A 20,854-nucleotide genomic window follows, 5' to 3' on the forward strand; every position below is an offset into this window, starting at 1 on the left:
CCCCGCAGGAGGCGCCCCGTGCGCACTATCCGTACCCTCGCCGCCCTGGCGGTGACAGCCGTCGGCCTCACCGCCGCCCTCGCCGCCGTCCCCAGCACCCCGGCGGCCGCCGCTCCCGGCGCGGTCACCTGGTCCGACGACTTCAACGGCCCGGCCGGCTCCGCCCCCGACGCGAGCAAGTGGCGCTACGACATCGGTGGCGGCGGCTGGGGCAACAGCGAGCTCCAGTACTACACGAACAGCACCCGCAACGCCGCGCTCGACGGCAACGGCAACCTGGTCATCACCGCCCGCAAGGAGAACCCGGGTGGCTACTCCTGCTGGTACGGAAGCTGCCAGTACACCTCGGCCCGGCTGCTCACCAACGGCACGTTCGCCCAGGCGTACGGGCGGTTCGAGGCGCGCATCAAGATCCCCCGCGGCCAGGGGCTGTGGCCGGCGTTCTGGATGCTCGGCAACGACATCGGCACGAACCCGTGGCCCGGCAGCGGCGAGATCGACATCATGGAGAACGTCGGCTACGCGCCCTCGACCGTCTGGGGCACGCTGCACGGCCCCGGCTACTCCGGCGGCAACAGCGTCGGCGCGTCCACCTCGCTACCAGGCGGCCAGGCGCTCGCCGACGCCTTCCACACGTTCACAGTGGACTGGGCGCCGGACTCGATCACCTGGTACCTCGACGGCGTCGCGTACTCCCGCAAGACGCCCGCCGATCTGGGCGGCAACCGCTGGGTCTTCGACCACCCGTTCTTCATGATCATGAACGTGGCGGTCGGCGGCAACTGGCCCGGCTCGCCGGACGGCAACACCACGTTCCCGCAGACCATGACCGTCGACTACGTCCGGGTGCAGGCGTGGGACAACGGCGGCGGGGGCACCGGCGGGCAGATCGTCGGGTACGGCAACAAGTGCGTGGACGTGGCCAGCGCCAGCACCGCCAACGGCACCCCGGTGCAGCTCTGGACGTGCAACGGCACCGCCGCCCAGCGCTGGACCTGGAACGCCGACGGCTCGGTCCGCGCGCTCGGCAAGTGCCTCGACGTGGCCGCCGGATCGACAGCGAGCGGCGCCAAGGTGCAGCTCTACGACTGCAACGGCACCGGTGCGCAGAAGTGGGTGTTCAGCGCGGCCGGGGACATCGTCAACCCCCAGGCCAACAAGTGCCTGGACGCCACCGGTCCCAGCTCGGCCGACGGCACCCGGCTGCAGATCTGGGACTGCACCGGCGGCGCCAACCAGAAGTGGCGGCGCTGACCGTCCCCTCTCCGGGGCGGGCGGCACCCCCGCCCGCCCCTTCTCCCCCGCGATCTTGCACTTTCGGCCCGAGCGACGCCCCGTGTGCCCCATTCACCCGGGCGCAAACTGCGAGATCGGCGAGGCTGGCTGCCAGGGGCTGGCTGCCCGAGGGCTGGCAGAGTGGCGTTGCGTTTCTTGGGGCGGTCTGGGATACTGTGAGGTCCGTTTCGCTCCCGCGAGACCAGGTCATCGAACTCCTGGAAGCGCGATCATGGATGAGTCGACCGGCGCGTTGACGTCGATGAGCGGGTTCACGCCGGAACCGATCCCCACCGCACGGCTGAACCTGCTGCCGCTGGCCGTCGAACACGCCCAGGAGATGGCCGCCGTCCTCGCCGACCCGGCGCTGCACACATTCATCGGCGGCGAGCCCGCCACCCCGGCGGCGTTGCGGGCCCGCTACGAACGGCTTGTCGCCGGCTCGCCCGACCCGGCCGAGTCCTGGTGCAACTGGGTCATCCGGTGCCGGGACGGCGGCCGGCTGGCCGGCTTCGTCCAGGCCACAGTCACCGCGCCACACGGGACGGTGACGGACGCCGCCACGGCGGGCGCGCGGGCGGTAGGACACCGGCACCTCGACGAGGCGACACCGGCCACCGCGGGACCGGTCGCGGAGATCGCCTGGGTGGTGGGAACACAGTGGCAGGGGCGCGGGATCGCCACCGAGGCCGCCCGTGGGATGGCCGGCTGGCTGGTGCGGCGCGGTGTGCGTACCCTCGTGGCCCACATCCATCCCGGCCACCGCGCGTCGGCCACGGTGGCCACGGCCTGCGGCCTGGCTCCCACCGACGTGTGGCACGACGGCGAGGTCCGCTGGACCGGACCCGCCGCCCCGCCTCCCCCGCCTGCCCGGAGTTGACCAAGGGGTTCGTGTCGGAGACGACGTCTGATCCGGACACGAACTCCTTGATCACCGGGGAGCGCGGGGCGGGCGGGGGTCAGAAGGGGGCGTCTACCGAGAGGCGGCGGACCTGGGTCAGGTAGGGGTCCAGCTCGCCCACCTCGAAGCGGCACGTGCCGATGACGTGCCAGAACTGGCCGCCCGGGTCGCCGTCCAGCTTGTACCGGCCGTCCGGGCTGACCGCCGCCCACCCCTCCGGGAGGCCGATGAGCGTGATCCGCAACTGGGCGTGCTCGGGGTCGGCCACGTCCCACAGCCGTACCGTGCCGTCGTCACCGGCGCTGGCGAGCAGGCTGCTGTCCGGGCTGAAGTGCACCGACCAGACGCGACGGGTGTGCGCGGCCAGGGTGCCGTGCAGGCGCCCGGTGACCGGATCCCAGAGCCGGATCACCAGGTCGTCGCCGGCGGTGGCGAGCAGGTTGCCGTCCGGGCTGAACGCGCAGGACCAGAGCCGGCCGTCGTGCTCGGTGAGCACCAGCCGCCGCTCGCCGGTGGCCGCGTCCCAGACCACCGCCGTGCCGTCGTTGCCGGCGCTGGCGAGCAGCGTGCCCTCGCTGTTGAAGCCGACCGAGTAGACCCGGTCGGTGTGGTGTTCGAGCGTGAGCCGGCAGGTGGCGGTGGCGGCGTCCCAGAGCCGTACCGTCTGGTCGTCGCAGCCGGTGGCGATGGTCTCGCCGTCGGGGCTGAACGCGACGGTGCGCACGCGCCCCCGGTGCGGGGTGAGCGTGGCGAAGTGCCGGCCGGTACGGCGGTACCACAGGCGTACCGTGTCGTCGTCGTTGGCGGTCGCGAGGGCGTCGCCGTCGGGGCTGAACGCGACCGCCCAGACGTGATCGGTGTCCACGTTGAGTTCGCGCTCGTCGGCGCCGGTGTCGGTGTTCCACAGGTGCACGCCGCCGTCGCCGCTGGGAGCGGCCACCAGCGGTTCGTCCGGGCAGAACACCACCGACAGCAGCCGGTCGGCCGGGCTGGCGAGCTGCCGCAGCAGGCGGCCGGTACGCGGCTCCCAGAGCCGGATCACGCCGTCGTTGCCACAGGCGGCGAGCACCTCGCCGTCGTCGCGGAAGGACAGCGCGGTGACGCGGCGGCCGTGCCCGCGCAGCGTGTGCTGGAGCTGCCCGCTGCGGACGTCCCACAGCCGGGTCGTGCCGTCGTTGCTGCTGGTCGCCACCTGGTTCTGGTCCGGCCGCCAGACCACCGGCCAGACCGAGCCGCGGTGCCGGGTCAGCTCGTGCCGCACCTGCCCGTCGTCGGTGTCCCAGAGCTGGATCGCGCCGTCGCTGGCGGCGGTGGCGAGCAGGCTGCCGTCGCCGTTGAACCGGACGCTGTAGATCGCGCCGCGCTGCCGCCCGAGCACCCGCACCGGCCGGCCCGTCTCGGTCTCCCACAGCCGCAGCGCGCCGTGCGTGTCGCCGGTCGCCATCAGCGTGCCGTCGGGGTGGATGTCGAGGGCGTACACGTCGGCCTCGTGGCCGCGCGGCGCGCGCAGCAGCTCGCCGTCGGTGGCCCGGCGGATCCAGATGCGGCCGTGCTGCCCGACGGCGGCCAGCAGCCGGCCGTCCGGCGAGTGCACCACCCGGTACACCACCTCGGGCTCGCGTACCTCGAACGCCAGCCGGCCGGTGGGGATGTCCCAGCCGCGGACCGTGCCGGCGCTGTCGGCCACCATCACGCGCCGCCCGTCGGGGCTGAACGAGGTGCCCCAGATCGGCGCGGAGTGGCCGGGCCACTCGTGGCGCAGCCGGGCGCCGCGGGTGTCGTAGAGCCGCACCACGCCGGCCGCGTCGCCGACCACCAGGCGGCCGCGGCGGCCGTCGGTGAGCAGCGGCCACACCCAGCCGGTGAAGACGTCCTCGATGACGTGCCGCACGTCGCCGTGGTCGGCGTCCCACAGCCGTACGGTGAGGTCGGCCGAGCCGGTGACGAGCTGGTGGGAGGCGGCGTCGTAGCGGACCGCGTACACCCGGGACCGGTGTCCCTGAAGCGTGCGCACCGGCAGCCCGGTCGCCGTGTCGCAGAGCAGCACACCACCGTCGTCGGTGCCGACGGCCAGCACCGCGCCGTCCGGGCTGTACGCCACCGGCACCGGCAGCCGGCCCACCTCGAAGCCGTAGCCGACACCCACTGCGGGCGGGGCCAGGCCCGGCGCGACCGGCCGGCCCGGCGCGACGACGGCGCCGCGCAGTTCCGGGGCGCGCAGCAGCGCCGGGTCGGCGCTGACATCGATCAGCGCGGTGCGGTGCCAGCTGCTGCCGGCCACACGCGCGCCCCGCAGGTCGGTACGGAACAGGCGCGCGCCGGCCATCTCCGCGTCGCGCAGGTCCGCCCCGGCGAGGCGGGCCTGGTCCAGGCGGGCGCCGCGCAGCCGGGCGTGTTCCAGCCGCGCCTCGGTCAGGTTCGTGGCGACCAGCCGCGCGTCGGTCAGGTCGGCGCCGGTCAGGTCGGCCCCGGCGAGTTCGCGGTGCGACAGGTCCTCGCCGCGCAGCACCGCGCCGCGCAGGTCGGCCCGGTCGGGCAGGCGCAGCCGGGCGGACAGCCGCAGCGCGTTGGCGCGCAGCGTCTCGCCCGCCGACTCGTCGCCGAGTACCCGGGCGGTCCACGCGGTGCAGCGGGCCGGGTCGGCGAGGTCACCGAGGAACTCCACCGCGAGCGCGGACAGCGACCGGACCGCCAGCGCGCCCGGCTCCTCGCCCCGGTTGATCTCCTCGGCCACCCCCTCGGCGACGAGCCACTCCATCACCGAGGTGTGGATGAACCCGAACAACCCGTCGTCGGTACGGACCAGCAGGCTGCCCGCGCCGACCGCGTGCGCAGCCTGCTGACCGGACAGCCGCGAGTCGGCCCGCCCGGCGAGCTGGCCGGTGGACTCGGCCAGCTCGGCCAGGCGGAGGTACGCCTCGCCGCTCTCCCAGAGCTGGAACGCCAGCCGGCTCACCGCCTGCCACAGCTCGGGCCGGCGCAGGCTCACCGGGGCGCCCGGGATGCCCTGGGTACGGCGCTCCTCGAAGTCCAGCCAGGACTCCAGGATCTCCCGGTACAGCGCGGCGGCGCTGAACGTGCCGCCCGCCCCGGCCACCGCGGCGAGCCGCCCCTCGTCCAGGTTGGCGATGAAGCCGAGCATGCGCGGGTTGCGGGAGAGCCCGAGCAGGTCCTTCACGCCGGCGAGCAGGTCCATCCGCTCGCGGGCGGCCCGCTCGTCGCCGCCGTACCGGTTGCGCAGGAACGCCTCGATCTGCCCGGGGGTGAAGTCCTCCACGGCCAGTACGCGCCGGTGCGGCAGCAGGCCGACCCGCTCGCCGAGCGCGGTCAGCACCTGCGAGTTGGTCTTGAAGTGCTGGGTGCGGCTGCTCACCACGATCTTCGCGTTGCCCTCGGCCGCCTGGAGCAGCGTCTCCAGGTGGTCGGCCGCCCGGTCGTAGGTCACCCGGGCCACCAGCTCGTCGAACCCGTCGAACAGCAGCACGATCCGACCCTGGCGCAGCATGTAGCGGAACGCCTTGAGGTCGATCACCTGCTCGCCGTGGTTGGCCAGATGCGCGGCGACCAGGCCGTCCACGGAGTGCGCCTTGTCGAGCGCGCGCAGCTCCACCAGGATCGGGATCAGGTCGGGCGCGGCGGTGGGCAGCCGGCGGGCCACCTCCCGCAACGCGAACGTCTTGCCCCGGCCGAAGTCGCCGAGCACCAGCACGAACCGGCCGTCCGGCGCGGAGACGGTCTCCAGCAGCTCGTCCACCACGTCGTCGCGGACGCGCTGGTCGGCGCCGACGAGGTGGCGGTAGCGCTGCGGCACGTACTGCCCGGGCGGGTAGAGCCGGTCCGCCTGGAGCCGGGCGGTCTGCGCGGCGACGTACTCGCGCAGGTCGAGCAGGCCCTGGAACTCGGTCAGGTGCAGCACACGTAAGCCCCGCCGCTGTGCCTCCTCGGCGAGCCCGCGCGGCACGCGGTCGCCGTCGTAGACCAGCTCGGAGGCGATGTCCGGGTCGGTGGCGTGCACCCGCCGGGCGAAGACGTCCACGTCGGCGGCGGTGGGGGTGCCCACGTGCGCGCCGACGCGTTGCTGGCGGACCACCCCGTCGGAGCGGTAGCTGATGTAGAGGTGCGGCGGGTCGGTGCCGACGCGGCGCACCACCACCCGGTCGTAGCGGGCCTCGCAGACCTCGGCGAGCCGGTCCAGCAGCCGCTGCACCGGTGCGACCGGCGCGGCGGCCACCGCCGCGCCCTGGGTGGCCCCCTCGACGGCGACCGGACGGCGCGGGTCGGGCACCTGGGCCGGACCGGACGCGCCGAAGGTGGCCTCGGCGTGCGGCCAGGAAACGGCGGTCGCCGTGCCGCCGTCCAGCCGGTCGTCGCGGCCGAGCACCCAGCGGGTCATCCCGTCCGCGCCCAGCCGCAGCACCTGCGCCCGGCCGTCGCGGGGCGCGGCGGCCAGCGGCACCACCGGGTCCACCCGGGCCGACGGCGCCGCGTCGGAGAGCAGCAGGTTGAGCATCGGGCCGACCAGCCGGTTGACCGAGCCCCGGTCGCGCAGCGACACCGGGTCCGGCGGCACCTCGTCGGCGTACGGGCTGCGCGCCCCCGGTGCGTGCGCCATCGCGCCCAGCCGCAGCCAGCCGGACTGCTGGTAGTGGCGCAGCCGCTGGGCGAACCAGCTGGACTGCGCCTCGCCGAGGAAGCCGTACCGGTCCTCCTCGCGGTGGGTGATGGCGATGGTGGAGTTCAGCCCGGCCACCACCACCCGCAGGTCCGGCACGCCGAACAGCGTCCAGGGCTGCTCGCTGTCGAAGATCCGGTCGTCGAGGCCCTGGTAGAGGTCGTCGAACAGGCGCGCGTAGTGCCGCCACTTCGGCCAGTACGGCGGCTGCGGGTCGACGTCGTCGGCCTCGCAGGTGGCGAAGTACGCGCGGCAGGCGGCCATCGTCACGTCGCGCGGGCCGGGCACCACGACGAGCCGGTGCGGTTCCAGCCCGAGCAGCACCCGCAGGCCGGTGAGGAAGCTCAGCGCGTCGGAGAACTCGCGCGGGCTGCCCGACTCGGTGAGGTTGCCGGCGACGACGAGCAGGTCCGGCCGGGGCACGCCGTCGTTCATCAGCAGCGTGAGGTCGCCCATCAGGTGTTCCTGCACCTCGCCCGGGGTGACCGGCGCACCGGGCGTGATCACGCCCCGGCCGAAGCGCGGCCCGGCGACCTGGAGCACCGTGACGGTGTCCCGGGCGGTCGGTGGCACCGCCGCGGCGGGCGGGAACGGCGGCGGGTTGATCGGGGTACGCCGGGCGCGGCGGGGCGCGGGCGCTCCGGCGGCCGGTGCGGCGAGCACCCCGTGCGGGTCGGCCGGGTGGTGCGGGAACGCCGGCTGCCGCATCGGCTTGGCCCGGCCGTCGAGCGCCTCCCGGATGCGGTCGAGCACCCGGTTGCGGGCCTGCACCGGGTCGTCCACGCCGACCAGGTCCACATAGGTGATGGTGGCGAGCAGGCCGTCGATCGGGCAGTCCTCGACGCGTACCGTGACGAGCTTGTTGCCGGTGCCGTCCGGGTCGGCGCGCAGCGCGGCCTGCCACTCCAGCTTGCCGTACGTGGAGTGCAGGTAGCGTTCGGACAGCACCGCCACCACCACCTCGGCCTCACGGACGCCACGGTCCATGAAGTCGATGAAGTTGGTGCCTGCCACGAAGTCCCACGCCTGCAACAGCGTGCGATAGCCGGCCGCCTCGAACTCCCACGCCAGCCACGTGGCCCAGCGTTCGTCGGCCGGTGAGTAGCTGATGAAGAAATCGATGGGGCGGTCGGACCGGGTGGGGTGCGCGCCTACAACCACACGGTCATTATGGCCACCGACGGTCAACAGATCGACACCCTCGGCAGCTCGGATCGCGACCGCGTCGGGCTCCTCCGCCCGGGTCGGCATGTGCGAGGATCATCCCTCGTGGAGACCCCCGGCGATCCGCCGAACGCCGTGCCCGACCGCTCCCGCTGGGGCCGCCTGCACGTGCTGGACTGGATCGCGATCGGGCTGGCCGTGCTCGGAGCGGTGTCCGTGCTCACCGGGCTGCTCCCCCGCGCCGACGCCGAGGCGACGATGCGGCGGATCATCCCCATCCTGATCTTCCTCGGCACGGTGGTCGTGCTGGCCGAGCTGACCGCTGTGGCCGGGGTGTTCGACGCGCTGGCGACCCGGGTGGCGGTGACCGCGCGGGGCAGTTTCCGGGCCCTGTTCTGGCTGTGCGTCGGCTTCGCCTCGGTGACCACCATCGCGCTCAACCTGGACACCACGGCGGTGCTGCTCACGCCGGTGATGATCGCGCTGGCCCGGGCGCTGAACGTGCCGCCGACGCCGCTGGCCATGACCACCGTGTGGCTGGCGAACACGGCGAGCCTGCTGCTGCCGGTGTCCAACCTGACGAACATCCTGGCCAGCGACCGGGTCGGCCTGGACCCGGTGCCGTGGGCGGCCCGGATGTGGTGGCCGCAACTGGTCGCCGTCGCGGTGACCGCGCTGCTGCTGTGGTGGTGGTACTGGCGTCCGGCGCGCGCCGGGGCCGACCCGTTCGTCCCGCCGCCGCCGTACGTGCCGCCGGACCGGGTGCTCTACCGCACCGCGCTCGCCGCCTGCCTGCTGTTCGTCGCCGGGATCCTGGCCGGGGTGGAGATCGGCATCGCCTCCGGGGTGGCCGCCGCGATCCTGGTCGCCGGCTTCGCGGTCCGGGCCCGGCACCGGCTGCGGCCGGCGCTGGTGCCGTGGCGGCTGCTGGTGTTCGTGACCGGGCTGTTCCTGGTGGTGCAGACCATCGGCCGGTTCGGCCTGGACACGGTGATGGGCACGCTCATCGGCGCCGACCCGGGCGCGGAGGGGGCACTGCGGGCGGGCGCTGTCGGCGCGCTGTTCAGCAACGCGGTGAACAACCTGCCCGCGTACCTGGCCGGCGAGGCGGTGATCGCGGCCGACCGGCACACCCAGCTGCTGGCGCTGCTGATCGGCACGAACGTGGGTCCGCTGGCCACGCCGTGGGCGTCGCTGGCGACACTGATCTGGTACGAGCGCTGCCGGGCCGCCGGGGTGGCCGTGCCGCTGGGCCGGTTCGTGGCGACCAGCGCCGCGCTCGCCGTGCTCGCCACCGCCGCCACCGTGACGGCGCTTCTCGTCGGTCCCGGTGCCTAGCATCGCGACCATGAGCGACACGCCCGAGATCGTCCGCCGCTACTTCGCGCTCGCCGGTCAGGCCGACAAGGGGCCCCACCTCGCGCTGTTCGCCGACGACGCGGTGGTCGAGGACGCTACGGCCCGGTCCCGGGCGGTGGCTACCGTACCCGCATGACAGCCGCGCCCACACTGCACTTCTGCACCGACCCGGGCGAGTTCCTCGCCGCCGCCGGGGCGTACCTGGCCGCCGACCCGGTGGTCGGCACTGTGGTCGCCACCATCGCGCACCGGATGGCGGCCCGCCGCGCCGAGGGCGTCGCGCTGCCCGAGGACGTCTGGTGGCTCGTGGTGCGGGACGCCTCCGGCGCGGTGGTGGGCGCCGCGATGCGTACCGCGCCGTTTCCACCGCGGCCTCCGTTCCTGCTGCCCATGCCGCGGGAGGCAGCGGTGGCGCTGGCCGGAGCGTGGCACCGGCGCGGCGAGCGGATCCGCGCGGTGAACGGCGCGCTGCCCGCCGCCCGCGCCTGCGCCGACGAGATCGCACGCCTCGACGGCGGGCGGGTCGAGGTGGCCCAGCACACCCGGCTGCACCTGCTCGACCACCTGACGCCGCCCGCACCGGTGCCCGGCGCGTTGCGGGCGGCCACCGCCGACGACGTCGACCTGGTCGCCGCGTGGTTCGGCGCGTTCACGGCCGACGCCGACGAGCAGGCTGGCCGCCCGCGCGGCGCCAGTGCTCACGAGACGCCCGACCGCGCCGAGCTGCTGCGCCGGATCCGGGACGGCCGGGTCTGGTTCTGGACCGACAGGTCGGGCCGCCCGGTGCACCTGACCGCCGCCCACCCGCCGTCGTTCGGCGTGGCCCGCGTCGGGCCGGTCTACACGCCGCCGGAGCAGCGCGGACGCGGCTGGGCCGGCAACGCGGTCGCCGAGGTCAGTCGGCTGCTCACCGCCGAGGGCGCGCGGGTGTGCCTGTTCACCGACCAGGCCAACCCGGTGTCGAACCGCCTCTACGCCCGGCTCGGTTTCCGCCCGGTGGTCGACATGGCCAACCTGGTCCTGGTCGACTGAGACGATCCGCGACTGCGGTCAGCCGGCGAGGCCGAGCGCGGCCAGCCGGCGCGGGTCGGCGATCACGTCCACTGCGGCGATCCGGCCGCCGGTGACGGTGAACGCCATCACCGACAGCGGGCGGTCCCCGGCGCTCACCAGCACCCCGGCGGCGCCGTTGACGAGCACCGGCCGGGCGTGCGGGAACAGCCGGCCGAACGTGGTGGCCTGCGCCGCCACAGTCGTCGCGCCGGTGAGCACGACCGTGTGGCGGGCGTGGGCGGTCCCGGCGTCGGAACGCAGCACCACGTCCGGGTGCAGCACCGCGATCAGCGCGTCGAGGTCGCCGTCGCGGGCGGCGGCGAGGAAGGCGTCCACCACTGCCCGCTGCCGGGTGAGGTCGGGATCGGGGGTGGGCGCCTGTCCGCGTACCCGTCGGCGGGCCCGGCTGGCGAGCTGCCGGGCCGCCGCCGGTGAGCGGTCGACGAGCGGGCCGATCTCGTCGAACGGCACGCCGAACATGTCGTGCAGCACGAACGCGAGCCGCTCGGCCGGGGTCAGCGTGTCCAGCACCACGAGCAGCGCCAGCCCCACCGAGTCGGCGAGCACTGCGGCGTGCGCCGGGTCGTCGGCGCCGGTGTCCACCACGGGGTCGGGCAGGCGTACGTCGAGGGGGTCCTCCCGGCGGGCGGCGCGGGACCGCAGCGTGTTGAGGCCGACCCGGGCGACCACAGTGGTGAGCCAGGCGTCCAGGTTGTCCACCGTGGCCGGGTCGGTACGGGACAACCGCAGCCAGGTCTCCTGCACCGCGTCCTCGGCGTCGGTGAGCGACCCGAGCAGCCGGTACGCCACCGCGCGCAGCCTCGGCCGCTCCCGCTCGAACCGTTCCACCAAGCCGGTGTCCATCACCTGAGCCTCCTCTCCCGCACACCGTCCCGACCCGCGCCGGGTCACCGGTGTGACCAGAGGTGACGGGTGTCACATCCGTCACGTCGGCAGGCCGGCGCGGGTCGACGTGGCAGCACAGGCGACGGAAGGCGAGACGATGAACCCACAGATCCTGGTCACCGGCGGCACCGGCACGATCGGCCGGCACGTCGTACCGCTGCTGCGCGCCGCCGGGCACCCGGTGCGAGTGCTCAGCCGGCGCGGCGGGCGGTCCGGCGACGGCGTCACCCACGTGACAGCCGACCTGCTCACCGGCGCCGACCTCGGCCCCGCCCTGCGCGGGGTGTCCACGGTGCTGCACCTGGCCGGCGGCGCGAAGGGCGACGACAGCGCCACCGCCCACCTGGCCCGCGCCGCGCACCGGGCCGGTGTGGCGCACCTGGTGCACATCTCGGTGACCGGTGCCGACCGGGTGCCGCTGGCCTGGATCCGGTCCAAGCTCGACGCCGAGCGTGCGGTGGTGGACTCCGGCGTCCCGTGGACGGTGCTGCGCGCCGCGCAGGTGCACGACCTGGTGCTGACCATGCTGACGGCGATGACCCGGCTGCCGGTGGTGCCGGTGCCGGGCGGGCTTCGGTCGCAGCCGGTCGACGCCGCCGAGGTGGCGGCCCGGCTGGCCGAGCTGACGCTGGGCGCACCGGCCGGGCTGGTGCCGGACCTGGCCGGGCCGGGCACGTACGGCATCGGCGAGTTGCTGACCGGCTACCTGGCCGCCACCGGGAGGCGCCGGGCACGCCTGCCGGTACGCATCCCCGGGCGGGCCGGCCGGGCGTACCGGGACGGGGCGAACCTCGCCCGGCCCGGCGCGGCGAGGGGCGTGCGGACCTGGAGCGATTTCCTGGCCGCACGGGCGCCGTCGCGGCCGGTCGCCTGACCGGTCGCGGCGCGTCAGGCGTCGGCGGCGCGCGACGGCGGACGGAACTGCTCGAACATGCCCTCGTAGCCGTCCGGGTCGAGCCCGTAGAAGATCCGCGCCCAGCCCACGTCCTCCGGCTCCAGCGTCACCGGCAGCCCCTCGTCGCGCCACAGCGCGTACGTCGCGTCCAGGTCGGCGGCGGGCACGGTGAGGACGACACCGAGCCCGGGCGGCCCGGCCTTGACCGCGCGTTCCCGCTGCGCGTCGTGGTGCCCGTGGCGGTGCGGTCCAGGTCGCGGACCCGGAGCCCGATCCTGAGCTGTCTGACGGCCATCCCGCCAAGGCTAGCGGACCCCGGTTCACCAGCCGACCGAGCCGAGGCCGACCGGGGTGAGTCGGCGCACCTGCGGCTCGATCCACTGTGCCGCGGTGACCAGTTTGACCAGCCGGTCGATGGTCTCCGGCGGCCCGGCCACGAAGCTGCGCCGGTCGGCCGGGCAGCCGTACCGGTCGTCGAACGTGCCGCCGTCGAGCGCGCGGACCGCCATGCCGGCCTCGGCGGCGAGCAGCATCCCGGCCGGCAGGTCGACCGCCTCGGGGCGGTAGCCGACGATGCCGTCGATGTCGCCGCGGGCCAGCATCACCCAGGACAGCAGCGGCGCCCACAGTTGCAGCACCCGGCGCGCGCTGGTGTCCAGCACCACCTTCAGCGCCCGGGCGGTGCTGTCGTCCCGGCGTACCTCGTGCCCCTGGGTCCAGGCCAGCACCGGCGCGGACGGCACCGGGCGCTGCGCGGCGCGCAGCGGCCGCGCGGCCGGGCCGGACGCGTGCACGAACGCGCCCCGGCCGCGCACCGCCGACCAGGTACGGCCCGCGACCGGGTCGTGCACCACGCCGAGCACCGGCGAGCCGTTGTCGCAGAGGGCGATGCCGACCACGTACGCGGGCAGCCCGATCGCCACGTTGTTGGTGCCGTCGAGCGGGTCGACGAGCCACGCCCACGCGGTGTCCGGGGCGTACTCGCCGCCCTCCTCGGCGATCACGCCGTGCTCCGGCCAGCGGGCCCGGATCCGGTCGACGATCAGCCGCTCGGCGGCCAGGTCGAGGTCGGTCACCAGGTCACCGGTGGTGTTCTTGGCCCGGGCGTGCACCTCTCCCCGGGTGCCCCGGCGCAGCAGGCGGCCCGCCGCCTGCGCTGCCTCCACCGCGAACCGGTGCGCGTCGCGCAGGTCGGGCCCGCCTCTGTTCGGCTCCACGTCCATGGCTCCTCCAGCCAGTCAGCCCCGTGCCACCAGTCGCGCGATCTCCCGCGCCATCCGCGCGGTCGCCGCCGCGTCGCAGCGGTCCCGGCGTACCCGGTGGCTGCGCCCGTCCACCGCGCCGAGGCTCAGGTCGCACGCGCCGGGAGTGGTCCGGCCGAGCGCCACTGTCACCGCCGGCTCACCGGCGTCGACCTCCGAGGTGTGGAAACCGCCGGCGCGCAGCGCGTACGAGTCGCCCGCGGAGTGCGTCTCCACCGTCGCGGTGATCGCGGTGACCAGCCGGTCGGTGGCGGCCACCTCGTCCACCTCGCCGAGGCTGTGCACCTCGTAGATCCGCCAGGCCGGGTCGGCCGGCGCGTCGTCGACCTCGATCAGCTCGTTGCGGACGGTGCCGTGCAGCACGTGGCTGAGCAGGTCCCAGCTGTGCGAGTGCATGGTGGAGGTGGTCGGGCGCACCGGCGGCGGGTCGGCCGGCCAGGCGTGCACGCAGATGCCGTCCGGGCCGTCGCGTTCCACCGGCAGGCAGGTGAAGCCGAGCGGGTGCCGGACCGCGCGCAGCGGCCGCCGCCCGTCGGCGACGTCGCCGAGCACGTCCAGCACCCAGCCGCGCAGCATCTCCGGCCGGGTGCCCCGGTCGATCTCCCGTTCGAGGTCGGCGTAACTGGTCATGAGTAGGGGTTCCTCGCCTGGACGGCCTTGCCGATGATGTCGGCGACCTCGCGGTCGCCGAAGGACCGGGGCAGCGTCAGGCCGAGGGCGGTGAACAACCGCCGTACCTGCTCGACCGACGGCTCGTCGTCGAGCTTGACCTGGGCCGACGCCTCGATCGGCACGCGCCGGCTCTGCCGGCGGCTGTAGTCCAGCTCGATGTTGAAACGGTTGTAGTAGACCTCGCCGCGGTCGATGCGCAGCGCGGGCGTCTGCGGGTTCTCCTGTGTGATGACGACGCAGGAGGAGGAGAGGTCGTAGCGGAACGTGGTCATCTGCGCGGAGAGCCGGACGTCGACGGTCAGCAGGCCGGAGCGTTGCAGGTGCCAGCAGGCGGCCAGCACCGTCGCGTACGACTCCTTGCGGGTGCGGTCGACGGTCCACGGCTCGCCCGGCGCGTCCGGGTCGAGGCTGCGCCGGAACCTCGCGTACCGCTCGCAGACCTCCTCGTCGGTCGGGTCGATGATCTCGATCGCGACGGTGAGCGTGGCGTTGCGGCGCCGGGCGTGTTCCAGGCAGTCCGGCAGCGTGACCGCGCGCAGGAAGGTGCCGGTGCCACCCTTGAAGCTCCACTGGTCGGTGTGCCGCCGCGCCTCGGCGAGCGCCTGCCCGACCTCGCTGCCGTGCAGCACGCGCACCATGGAGACGCTGTCGATGGCCTCACGGGCCCGGTTCAGCGCACCCTCCGGCCCGGTGATCTCCTGCATCTGCGGCACGAGGTCGGTCAGCCGGTCACGGGTGTCCGAGATGACCTGGCGGACCTCCCGCTCGGTGGTGCGCCGGCGCAGCCGGTCCCGCAGCATCGCCTGCGCGAGCAGGCCCAGGACCAGCAGGATCGCGCTGTTGACGACCTCCTGGTCGACCGCGTTGGTGAGGCCGAGCACGGACACCGTGAGCGCCAGGACGAGGCCGATGAACGCGTCGAGATTGGTCACGACCCAGGCGAGCAGGCGCGTCATGACATCCCCCGGTCGACGACGGAACCCCCATGATAGCCCGCTGTCAATGTCGCCATCACGCCCTGTTCTGCTGTGGTGGCGGTGCGCCGTGCCGGCGGGCGGCGCAGATCAGCGAACCGCCGAGCCCCGGTGCGGCACGGGCCAGCCGCCGCGAGGCCACCCACCGGCCGCCCGGCAGCCGCCAGCCGACCTCGTTGGACCGCAATGCCACCGGTGTGAACCCGGCCCGGCGCAGCGTCCGGCGCAGCAGCGAGGCGGTGAACGGGCGGATGTGCAGCCACAGGTACGGGTGCAGCGGATCGACCTGACGCGGCGCCCGGCCGGCGAGGAACGCCAGCCGGTCCTGCACCGGCGCCAGGTTCGGGGTGGTGAGCACCAGCAGGCCGTCGGGCGCCAGCACCCGGTGGCACTCCCGCAGCAGCGCCAGCGGGTCGTACACGTGCTCGATCAGCTCCCCGGCGAGCAGGCCGGCGAAGCTGCCGGCCCGGAACGGCAGCCCGCGGGTGGCGTCCAGACGGACCGGCAGCACCCGTCCGCCGGCCGCCGCGCGGGCCGTGCGCAGCGCCGTCTCGGCCGTGTCGGCGAGCACCACCGGGCCGGGCAGCGCGGCCGGGTCGAGCATGCCGCGCGGCCCGCAGCCCAGTTCCAGCACCGGCCCGCGTCGGGTCACCCCCTCGGCCATCAGCCGGGCCGCGACCGCGCGGCGCACCCGGTGGTACGGGTCGTCGACGTACCCGTCGACCTCGGCGCCGTCGTGGTAGCGGCGGTGGTTGGCGTGCCTGCCGTGCGCCTGCGCGCGGTGCGACGACGTCCCGGTCGGCGGCTCGGCCATCACCCCTCCACAGCGGACGCCGGCCCCTTCGGCGGCGTCCGCCCCAAGCCTCGCACCGGTTACGCCCGGCGGCGCGCACATCCGGCCCACCGGATGTGCGCGCGGCGCTACGTCAGATCGCCCGCGCCCAGTCCAGCCGGGTGCTGTCGTCGTACTCGTCGCCGGGGATCCACCACTGCTCGCCGAAGCCGCTGGTGGACACGATGATGTTGCCGCCGTCGGGGTACTCGTTCTCCGGCGGGATCGACAGCGCGGCGCAGTAGCGGCCGTCCGGGGAGAACACCGGCGACAGGTAGAACCGGGGCTCGTCGGTGAGCTTCTTCAGCCCGGTGCCGCCGATCCGCACCGACGCCAGCGACTGGTTGTCGACCGCGCGGTCCAGGTGCCAGCGGTTCGTGCAGAAGACCACGCGCCCGGAGTCGGGCATGAAGACCGGCGAGATGAACGTCTCGCCCGCCACCGGCGTGTAGACCGGCCGCACCGCGCCGGTCGCGAGTTCCAGCACCCGCAGTTGCCAGCCCTGCGAACGGCTGCGCCACCGCACGACGATCATCGAACCGTCCCGGGACCAGTCCGGGTCGGTCATGGAGTGCCCCTCGACCAGCACGCGGGTCGTGCCGGTGGCCACGTCCACAGCGATCAGCCGGTCGTTGTCCGGCCCGGTGACGAGCGCGATCTCAGTACCGTCCGGTGACCACGTCGGCGCGCCGTAGCGGACACCGAACGGGTCGGCGAGCAGCGTGCGCTTCTGGCCGGTGACCCGGTCGTACACCGCCACGAACGGCTCCAGCGTGCCGTCGCCCGAGCGGGCCGTGTTGACCCAGGCCACGTACCTGCCGTCCGGCGAGGACTTCGCGTGGTCCCCGTTCGGCAGCAGCTCCCGCGGCGTGGTGCGGCCCGGGTCGACCTGGAGCACACCCCATCCGACGCTGACCAGCCACGACCCGTTCACCACGTCGGCGGCGGACGCGGGCGCGGCGGACGCGGCGTGGGGCGCGGCGGCCACCCCGGTCGCGGCGGCGAGCCCGGCCAGCGCGGCGGTGCGCAGCAGGGCACGACGATTCAGTGCGGTCATTCGACAACCCCCGTGAGAGACGTGGCACCCACCCTCCCGAGTGGATCGACGCACCGGAATCGGACGAGCGGCCGCTTCACGCTCGGCTGCTCGTCCATCACCGCCGGTGAGGCCGCGGCGGCCCGGTACGCTCGCCCCGATGACCTCCGACTCGCTGCGCCGCGCCCTCACCGAACCGGGCGACCCGCCGCTGCTCCCGCTGCCCGGCGTGGCGGTCGAGCTGCTGGCCGCGCTGGCCGCCCCGCCGCGCCTCGGCGCGCACCTGCGGCTGGTGCACGACGTCGCCTGGCACCTGACAGCCGCGTTCGCCGACCGGTTCGGCGCGGTGCCGTTCGACAGACAGGCGGTGCTGTTCGGCGCCGCGGTGCACGACCTCGGCAAGGTCGAGCATCCCGGCGAGCTGACCGGCCCCGGGTCGGCGCACGAGGAGGCGGGCTACCGGCTGCTGCTGCGCTTCGGCGTACCGGAGGAGCGGGCCCGTTTCGCCGTCACCCACGCCGCCTGGCACTCCCCCGGCGTGCAGTTGGAGGACCTGATGGTCAGCCTCGCCGACAAGGTGTGGAAGGGCCGCCGGGTCACCGACCTGGAGCAGCTCGTGGTCGACCGGCTCGCCGGCATCACCGGCCAGGAGCGCTGGCAGACGTTCCTGGACCTCGACGACGTGCTCGCCGAGCTGGCCGCCGACGCGGACCGCCGGCTGGCGTTCCAGGCCGGGCATCCGGTGTACGACTGACGCCGGAGCGACGGCGGCGATGAGTCCGGCGCACCTGGGCGGTCTTACCCGAGTCGATGTTCTCCGATCTCCGGGAGGAAGCATGAGCACAAGCGAAACGCGGGGCCGGGTGCGGGCGTCCGTCACCGTCTCCCTGGACGGCTACGTCACCGGCCCCGACGACCACGCGGGCCAGGGGCTGGGCGTCGGCGGCGAGCGGCTGCACCACTGGGTGATGGGCGGGCCGTGGACGTACGACTCGCCGCGCGAACCCGGCACCGGCATGACCGGCGAGGACCGCGCGTACTTCGACGAGCTGCTGGCGGGCGTCGGCGCCGCGCTGTGCGGCCGGGGCATGTACGACAGCGCCGGCGCGTGGGGCGGCCGCAACCCGTTCCAGGCGCCCCTGGTCGTGCTCACCCACCGCACCGCCGACCAGCCGGACCCGAGCGCCGGTTTCCTCATGGTCGACGGGTTCGACGAGGCGCTGGCGGCGGCCCGGCGTACGGCCGGTGACGGCGCGGTGGTCATCGGCGGGGGCGCCGACGTGATCCGGCAGGCGCTCGCGGCCGGCGTGGTCGACGAGCTGGGCCTGTCCACCGCGCCGGTGATCCTCGGTCGCGGGAAGCGACTCTTCGAGGGCTTCGACCGGGACGTCGACCTGGAGATCCGCGCCGTGCACCACTCGCGCCACGCGGTGCACGTCCGGTATGCCGTCGGCCGCCGCGCAAGCGATACCGATTGACTTTCGATAGGTTCCACGCGATAGTCGATGCATGTTGACGGCGCAACGCGCGGTGACTCCGCTCCGCGCATTCCTGGTCCTGCTGTTCGCGATCCTGGTGCTGTTCCAGACCATGTCGCTGCCCGGACAGTTCGCGCACCTGGCGCGCGAGAACCCGGACATGGCGTACCTGCGGTGGCCCGCCACCGCGGTGACGATCTTCTGGGTGCTGTGCGTACAGGTGGTGATCGTCTGCACCTGGCACCTGCTCACCCTGGTCCGCAACGACCGCATCTTCACCGAGGCGTCCCTGGGCTGGGTCGACGGGATCGTCCGGGCGGTCGCCGCCGCCTGGGTGGTACTCGTCGGCGTGTTCGGCTACGTCGGCTTCAACGCCGACGACCCGGGGTTGCCGCTGCTGCTGCTCCTGCTGGTCACCGGCGTCAGCGTGCTGGGTCTGCTGATGGTCGTCCTGCGCGCGCTGCTGCGCCAGGCCACCACGCTGCGCACCGACATGGAAGCGGTGATCTGATGCCGATCGTCGTGCGCATCGACGTGGAGCTGGCCAAGCGCAAGATGAGCGTCGGCGAGTTCGCCGAGCGCGTGGGGCTCACCCCGGCGAACGTCGCCGTGCTCAAGAACGGCCGCGCCAAGGCCGTCCGGTTCAGCACCCTGGGGGCCATCTGCCGGGTGCTCGACTGCCAGCCCGGCGACCTGCTCGAATGGGTCGCCGACGAGGAGGAACGATGAGATACCTGCTCGCCGCCGTCGCCCTGCTCGCCGTCGCGTTCGGCGTCGCCGGTTTCGTGTACGGGGAGGCCGACGACTCCCCCGGCCTCCAGCTCCTGTCCGCGCTGCTCGTCATCGGCGCGGTCGCCATCGGCGTACGCGTCGCCCGGCGTACCCGGTAGGGGCCGGCGCCCCCCTCGACGCCGGCCCCACCGCTCAACCCTTCACGCAGACGACCTGCTTGAGGTGGGCGACCACCTCGACCAGGTCCTCCTGCTGGGCCATCACCTCGGTGATGTCCTTGTACGCGCCGGGGATCTCGTCGACCACACCGGCGTCCTTGCGGCACTCCACCCCGGCGGTCTGCGCGGCCAGATCCGCGGTGCTGTACGTCCGCTTCGCCTGCCCCCGCGACATCCGCCGCCCGGCGCCGTGCGACGCCGAGCAGTACGCGTCCAGGTTCCCCTTGCCGCGCACGACGTACGAGCCGGTGCCCATCGAGCCCGGGATGATGCCCAGGTCACCCTGGCCGGCCCGGATCGCGCCCTTGCGGGTCACCAGCACGTCCACCCCGTCGTAGCTCTCCTCCGCCACGTAGTTGTGGTGGCAGGAGATCGGCTCGTCGTAGCCGGCGTGCGGGAACGCCTCCCGGACCACCTGGCAGAGCAGCGCGAGCATGACCGCCCGGTTGCGCCGGGCGTACTCCTGCGCCCACCACAGGTCCCGCCGGTACGCCTCCATCTCCGGCGTGCCGGCGAGGAACACCGCGAGGTCCCGGTCCGGCAGGTCGGTGTTGTGCGGCAGGCCGCGCGCCACCGCCATGTGCCGCTCGGCCAGTTCCTTGCCGATGTTGCGGGAACCGGAGTGCAGCATCAGCCAGACCTGGCCGTCGTCCGCGCCGCCCTGCTCCAGGCAGACCTCGATGAAGTGGTTGCCGCCGCCGAGCGTGCCGAGCTGCCGCTGCGCCCGCGTCTGGAGCTGCGCGACCTTCCGGTCGAGCGCGCCGAAGCGCCGCCAGAACTCGTCCCAGCCCGCCTGCTCCAGCCCCCGGATCCGGCGCGGATCGACAGCGTCGTCGCGCATGGCGAAGCCGACCGGGATCGCCGCCTCGATCGCCGAACGCAGCGGCGCGAGGTCGTCGGGCAGGTCGGCGGCGGTCAGCGAGGTCCGCACCGCGGACATGCCGCAGCCGATGTCCACGCCGACCGCGGCCGGCGACACGGCCTGCCGCATCGCGATCACCGACCCGACCGTGGCGCCCTTGCCGAAGTGCACGTCCGGCATCACCGCGACGCCCTGCACCCACGGCAGCGCGCCGATGTTGCGCAACTGCCGGGCCGCCTGCGCCTCGATCGCGTACGGGTCGGTCCAGACCCGGACCGGTGCCCGGGTACCGGCCAGCGGGGTGAAACCCATCGTCGTCTCCTTGCTCATGTCCGTCTGACGTAGGTGCCCCGGACACGGAGAACCGCCCGGCTCCGGTGTCGGGGCGGGCGGTTCGCGCGGATCGTCGCGCCGGCGCTAGACGCGCCACCACCCGGGTTGCCACTGCCGTCGCCGGCCCGTGCCCGGTTCGGACAGCAGGACACCGGCGCGCGGCGCGAGCCGCTCGGCGCGGGTGCGGTTCTGCTGCGACACGGCAGGCTCCCTGGTGGATCGGATCGACG

The 20,854-nt window shown here is 74.3% G+C and carries 19 protein-coding genes and 1 pseudogene; 11 read left to right on the forward strand and 9 right to left on the reverse strand.

Annotated elements, in window-relative coordinates; all coding sequences use genetic code 11:
• The first annotated feature begins 18 nt into the window (after nucleotides 1–18).
• Entirely contained in the window at nucleotides 19–1,254 is a 1,236-nt protein-coding gene (locus O7622_RS20410) for a family 16 glycosylhydrolase (protein WP_282309767.1), read from the forward strand.
• Nucleotides 1,255–1,507: 253 nt separating this feature from the next.
• Nucleotides 1,508–2,155, forward strand: coding sequence for a GNAT family N-acetyltransferase (locus tag O7622_RS20415; protein ID WP_282309768.1), 648 nt, complete (start codon nucleotides 1,508–1,510; stop codon nucleotides 2,153–2,155).
• A 79-nt stretch (nucleotides 2,156–2,234) separates the two neighbouring features.
• Here O7622_RS20415 and O7622_RS20420 read toward each other — a convergent pair whose 3' ends face one another.
• Nucleotides 2,235–8,009 carry a TIR domain-containing protein gene (locus O7622_RS20420; RefSeq protein ID WP_282309769.1) on the reverse strand — a complete coding sequence of 1,925 codons (5,775 nt, stop codon included), beginning with the start codon at nucleotides 8,007–8,009 and terminating at the stop codon, nucleotides 2,235–2,237.
• A gap of 108 nt (nucleotides 8,010–8,117) precedes the next feature.
• On the opposite strand from O7622_RS20420, the gene O7622_RS20425 reads away from it, so the two are divergent.
• Genes O7622_RS20425 through O7622_RS20435 form a run of 3 tightly spaced genes read left to right on the forward strand, consistent with a single transcriptional unit; the run spans nucleotide 8,118 to nucleotide 10,403 of the window.
• The gene (locus O7622_RS20425) at nucleotides 8,118–9,350 is read left to right on the forward strand and encodes an SLC13 family permease (protein ID WP_282309770.1); all 1,233 of its coding nucleotides are present in this window, start codon (nucleotides 8,118–8,120) and stop codon (nucleotides 9,348–9,350) included.
• A 10-nt stretch (nucleotides 9,351–9,360) separates the two neighbouring features.
• On the forward strand, nucleotides 9,361–9,507 hold the full coding sequence (locus O7622_RS20430) for a hypothetical protein (RefSeq protein WP_282309771.1): 147 nt from the start codon (nucleotides 9,361–9,363) through the stop codon (nucleotides 9,505–9,507).
• On the forward strand, nucleotides 9,504–10,403 hold the full coding sequence (locus O7622_RS20435) for a GNAT family N-acetyltransferase (RefSeq protein WP_282309772.1): 900 nt from the start codon (nucleotides 9,504–9,506) through the stop codon (nucleotides 10,401–10,403). The genes O7622_RS20430 and O7622_RS20435 overlap by 4 nt, the downstream gene beginning before the upstream one ends.
• An 18-nt stretch (nucleotides 10,404–10,421) precedes the next feature.
• Here the strand turns inward: O7622_RS20435 and sigJ are convergent, their stop codons facing one another.
• Complete coding sequence (sigJ, locus tag O7622_RS20440) at nucleotides 10,422–11,288, reverse strand: RNA polymerase sigma factor SigJ (RefSeq protein WP_282309773.1); 867 nt, start codon at nucleotides 11,286–11,288, stop codon at nucleotides 10,422–10,424.
• Between the two features lie 139 nt (nucleotides 11,289–11,427).
• Here sigJ and O7622_RS20445 point away from each other — a divergent pair, with 139 nt between their 5' ends.
• Nucleotides 11,428–12,204: an SDR family oxidoreductase gene (locus O7622_RS20445; protein ID WP_282309774.1), complete on the forward strand. Its 777-nt coding sequence runs from the start codon at nucleotides 11,428–11,430 to the stop codon at nucleotides 12,202–12,204.
• A 14-nt stretch (nucleotides 12,205–12,218) separates the two neighbouring features.
• On the opposite strand, the pseudogene O7622_RS20450 reads toward O7622_RS20445, so the two are convergent.
• The 6 genes and pseudogenes from O7622_RS20450 to O7622_RS20475 all read right to left on the reverse strand — a co-directional run bounded on the left by O7622_RS20450 (nucleotide 12,219) and on the right by O7622_RS20475 (nucleotide 17,022).
• Nucleotides 12,219–12,520: pseudogene (locus O7622_RS20450) on the reverse strand (VOC family protein).
• Nucleotides 12,521–12,545: 25 nt separating this feature from the next.
• Complete coding sequence (locus tag O7622_RS20455) at nucleotides 12,546–13,448, reverse strand: inositol monophosphatase family protein (protein ID WP_282309775.1); 903 nt, start codon at nucleotides 13,446–13,448, stop codon at nucleotides 12,546–12,548.
• A gap of 15 nt (nucleotides 13,449–13,463) precedes the next feature.
• Entirely contained in the window at nucleotides 13,464–14,117 is a 654-nt protein-coding gene (locus O7622_RS20460) for a hypothetical protein (RefSeq protein WP_282309776.1), read from the reverse strand.
• Nucleotides 14,114–15,115 carry a hypothetical protein gene (locus tag O7622_RS20465; RefSeq protein ID WP_282309777.1) on the reverse strand — a complete coding sequence of 334 codons (1,002 nt, stop codon included), beginning with the start codon at nucleotides 15,113–15,115 and terminating at the stop codon, nucleotides 14,114–14,116. The genes O7622_RS20460 and O7622_RS20465 overlap by 4 nt, the downstream gene beginning before the upstream one ends.
• A gap of 55 nt (nucleotides 15,116–15,170) precedes the next feature.
• On the reverse strand, nucleotides 15,171–15,947 hold the full coding sequence (locus O7622_RS20470; protein ID WP_282309778.1) for a class I SAM-dependent methyltransferase: 777 nt from the start codon (nucleotides 15,945–15,947) through the stop codon (nucleotides 15,171–15,173).
• A 112-nt stretch (nucleotides 15,948–16,059) separates the two neighbouring features.
• Nucleotides 16,060–17,022: an LpqB family beta-propeller domain-containing protein gene (locus O7622_RS20475; RefSeq protein ID WP_282309779.1), complete on the reverse strand. Its 963-nt coding sequence runs from the start codon at nucleotides 17,020–17,022 to the stop codon at nucleotides 16,060–16,062.
• 139 nt (nucleotides 17,023–17,161) lie between these two features.
• Between O7622_RS20475 and O7622_RS20480 the strand changes: the two genes are divergently transcribed.
• The 5 genes from O7622_RS20480 (at nucleotide 17,162) to O7622_RS20500 (ending at nucleotide 19,369) form a co-directional block, all read left to right on the forward strand.
• A complete protein-coding gene (locus O7622_RS20480) occupies nucleotides 17,162–17,755 on the forward strand; it encodes an HD domain-containing protein (RefSeq protein ID WP_282309780.1) in 594 nt (197 codons plus the stop codon).
• Between the two features lie 82 nt (nucleotides 17,756–17,837).
• Nucleotides 17,838–18,479: a dihydrofolate reductase family protein gene (locus O7622_RS20485; protein WP_282309781.1), complete on the forward strand. Its 642-nt coding sequence runs from the start codon at nucleotides 17,838–17,840 to the stop codon at nucleotides 18,477–18,479.
• Nucleotides 18,480–18,510: 31 nt separating this feature from the next.
• On the forward strand, nucleotides 18,511–18,990 hold the full coding sequence (locus O7622_RS20490) for a DUF2975 domain-containing protein (protein ID WP_282309782.1): 480 nt from the start codon (nucleotides 18,511–18,513) through the stop codon (nucleotides 18,988–18,990).
• The gene (locus tag O7622_RS20495) at nucleotides 18,990–19,208 is read left to right on the forward strand and encodes a helix-turn-helix transcriptional regulator (protein ID WP_282309783.1); all 219 of its coding nucleotides are present in this window, start codon (nucleotides 18,990–18,992) and stop codon (nucleotides 19,206–19,208) included. The genes O7622_RS20490 and O7622_RS20495 overlap by 1 nt, the downstream gene beginning before the upstream one ends.
• Entirely contained in the window at nucleotides 19,205–19,369 is a 165-nt protein-coding gene (locus O7622_RS20500; RefSeq protein WP_282309784.1) for a hypothetical protein, read from the forward strand. Before O7622_RS20495 ends, O7622_RS20500 begins: the two co-directional genes overlap by 4 nt.
• A gap of 34 nt (nucleotides 19,370–19,403) precedes the next feature.
• Here O7622_RS20500 and O7622_RS20505 read toward each other — a convergent pair whose 3' ends face one another.
• Nucleotides 19,404–20,603, reverse strand: coding sequence for an RtcB family protein (locus O7622_RS20505; RefSeq protein WP_282309785.1), 1,200 nt, complete (start codon nucleotides 20,601–20,603; stop codon nucleotides 19,404–19,406).
• Nucleotides 20,604–20,854 lie beyond the last annotated feature (251 nt).

It is taken from the genome of Micromonospora sp. WMMD1076, from assembly GCF_029581475.1.
GTDB lineage: Bacteria > Actinomycetota > Actinomycetes > Mycobacteriales > Micromonosporaceae > Micromonospora > Micromonospora aurantiaca.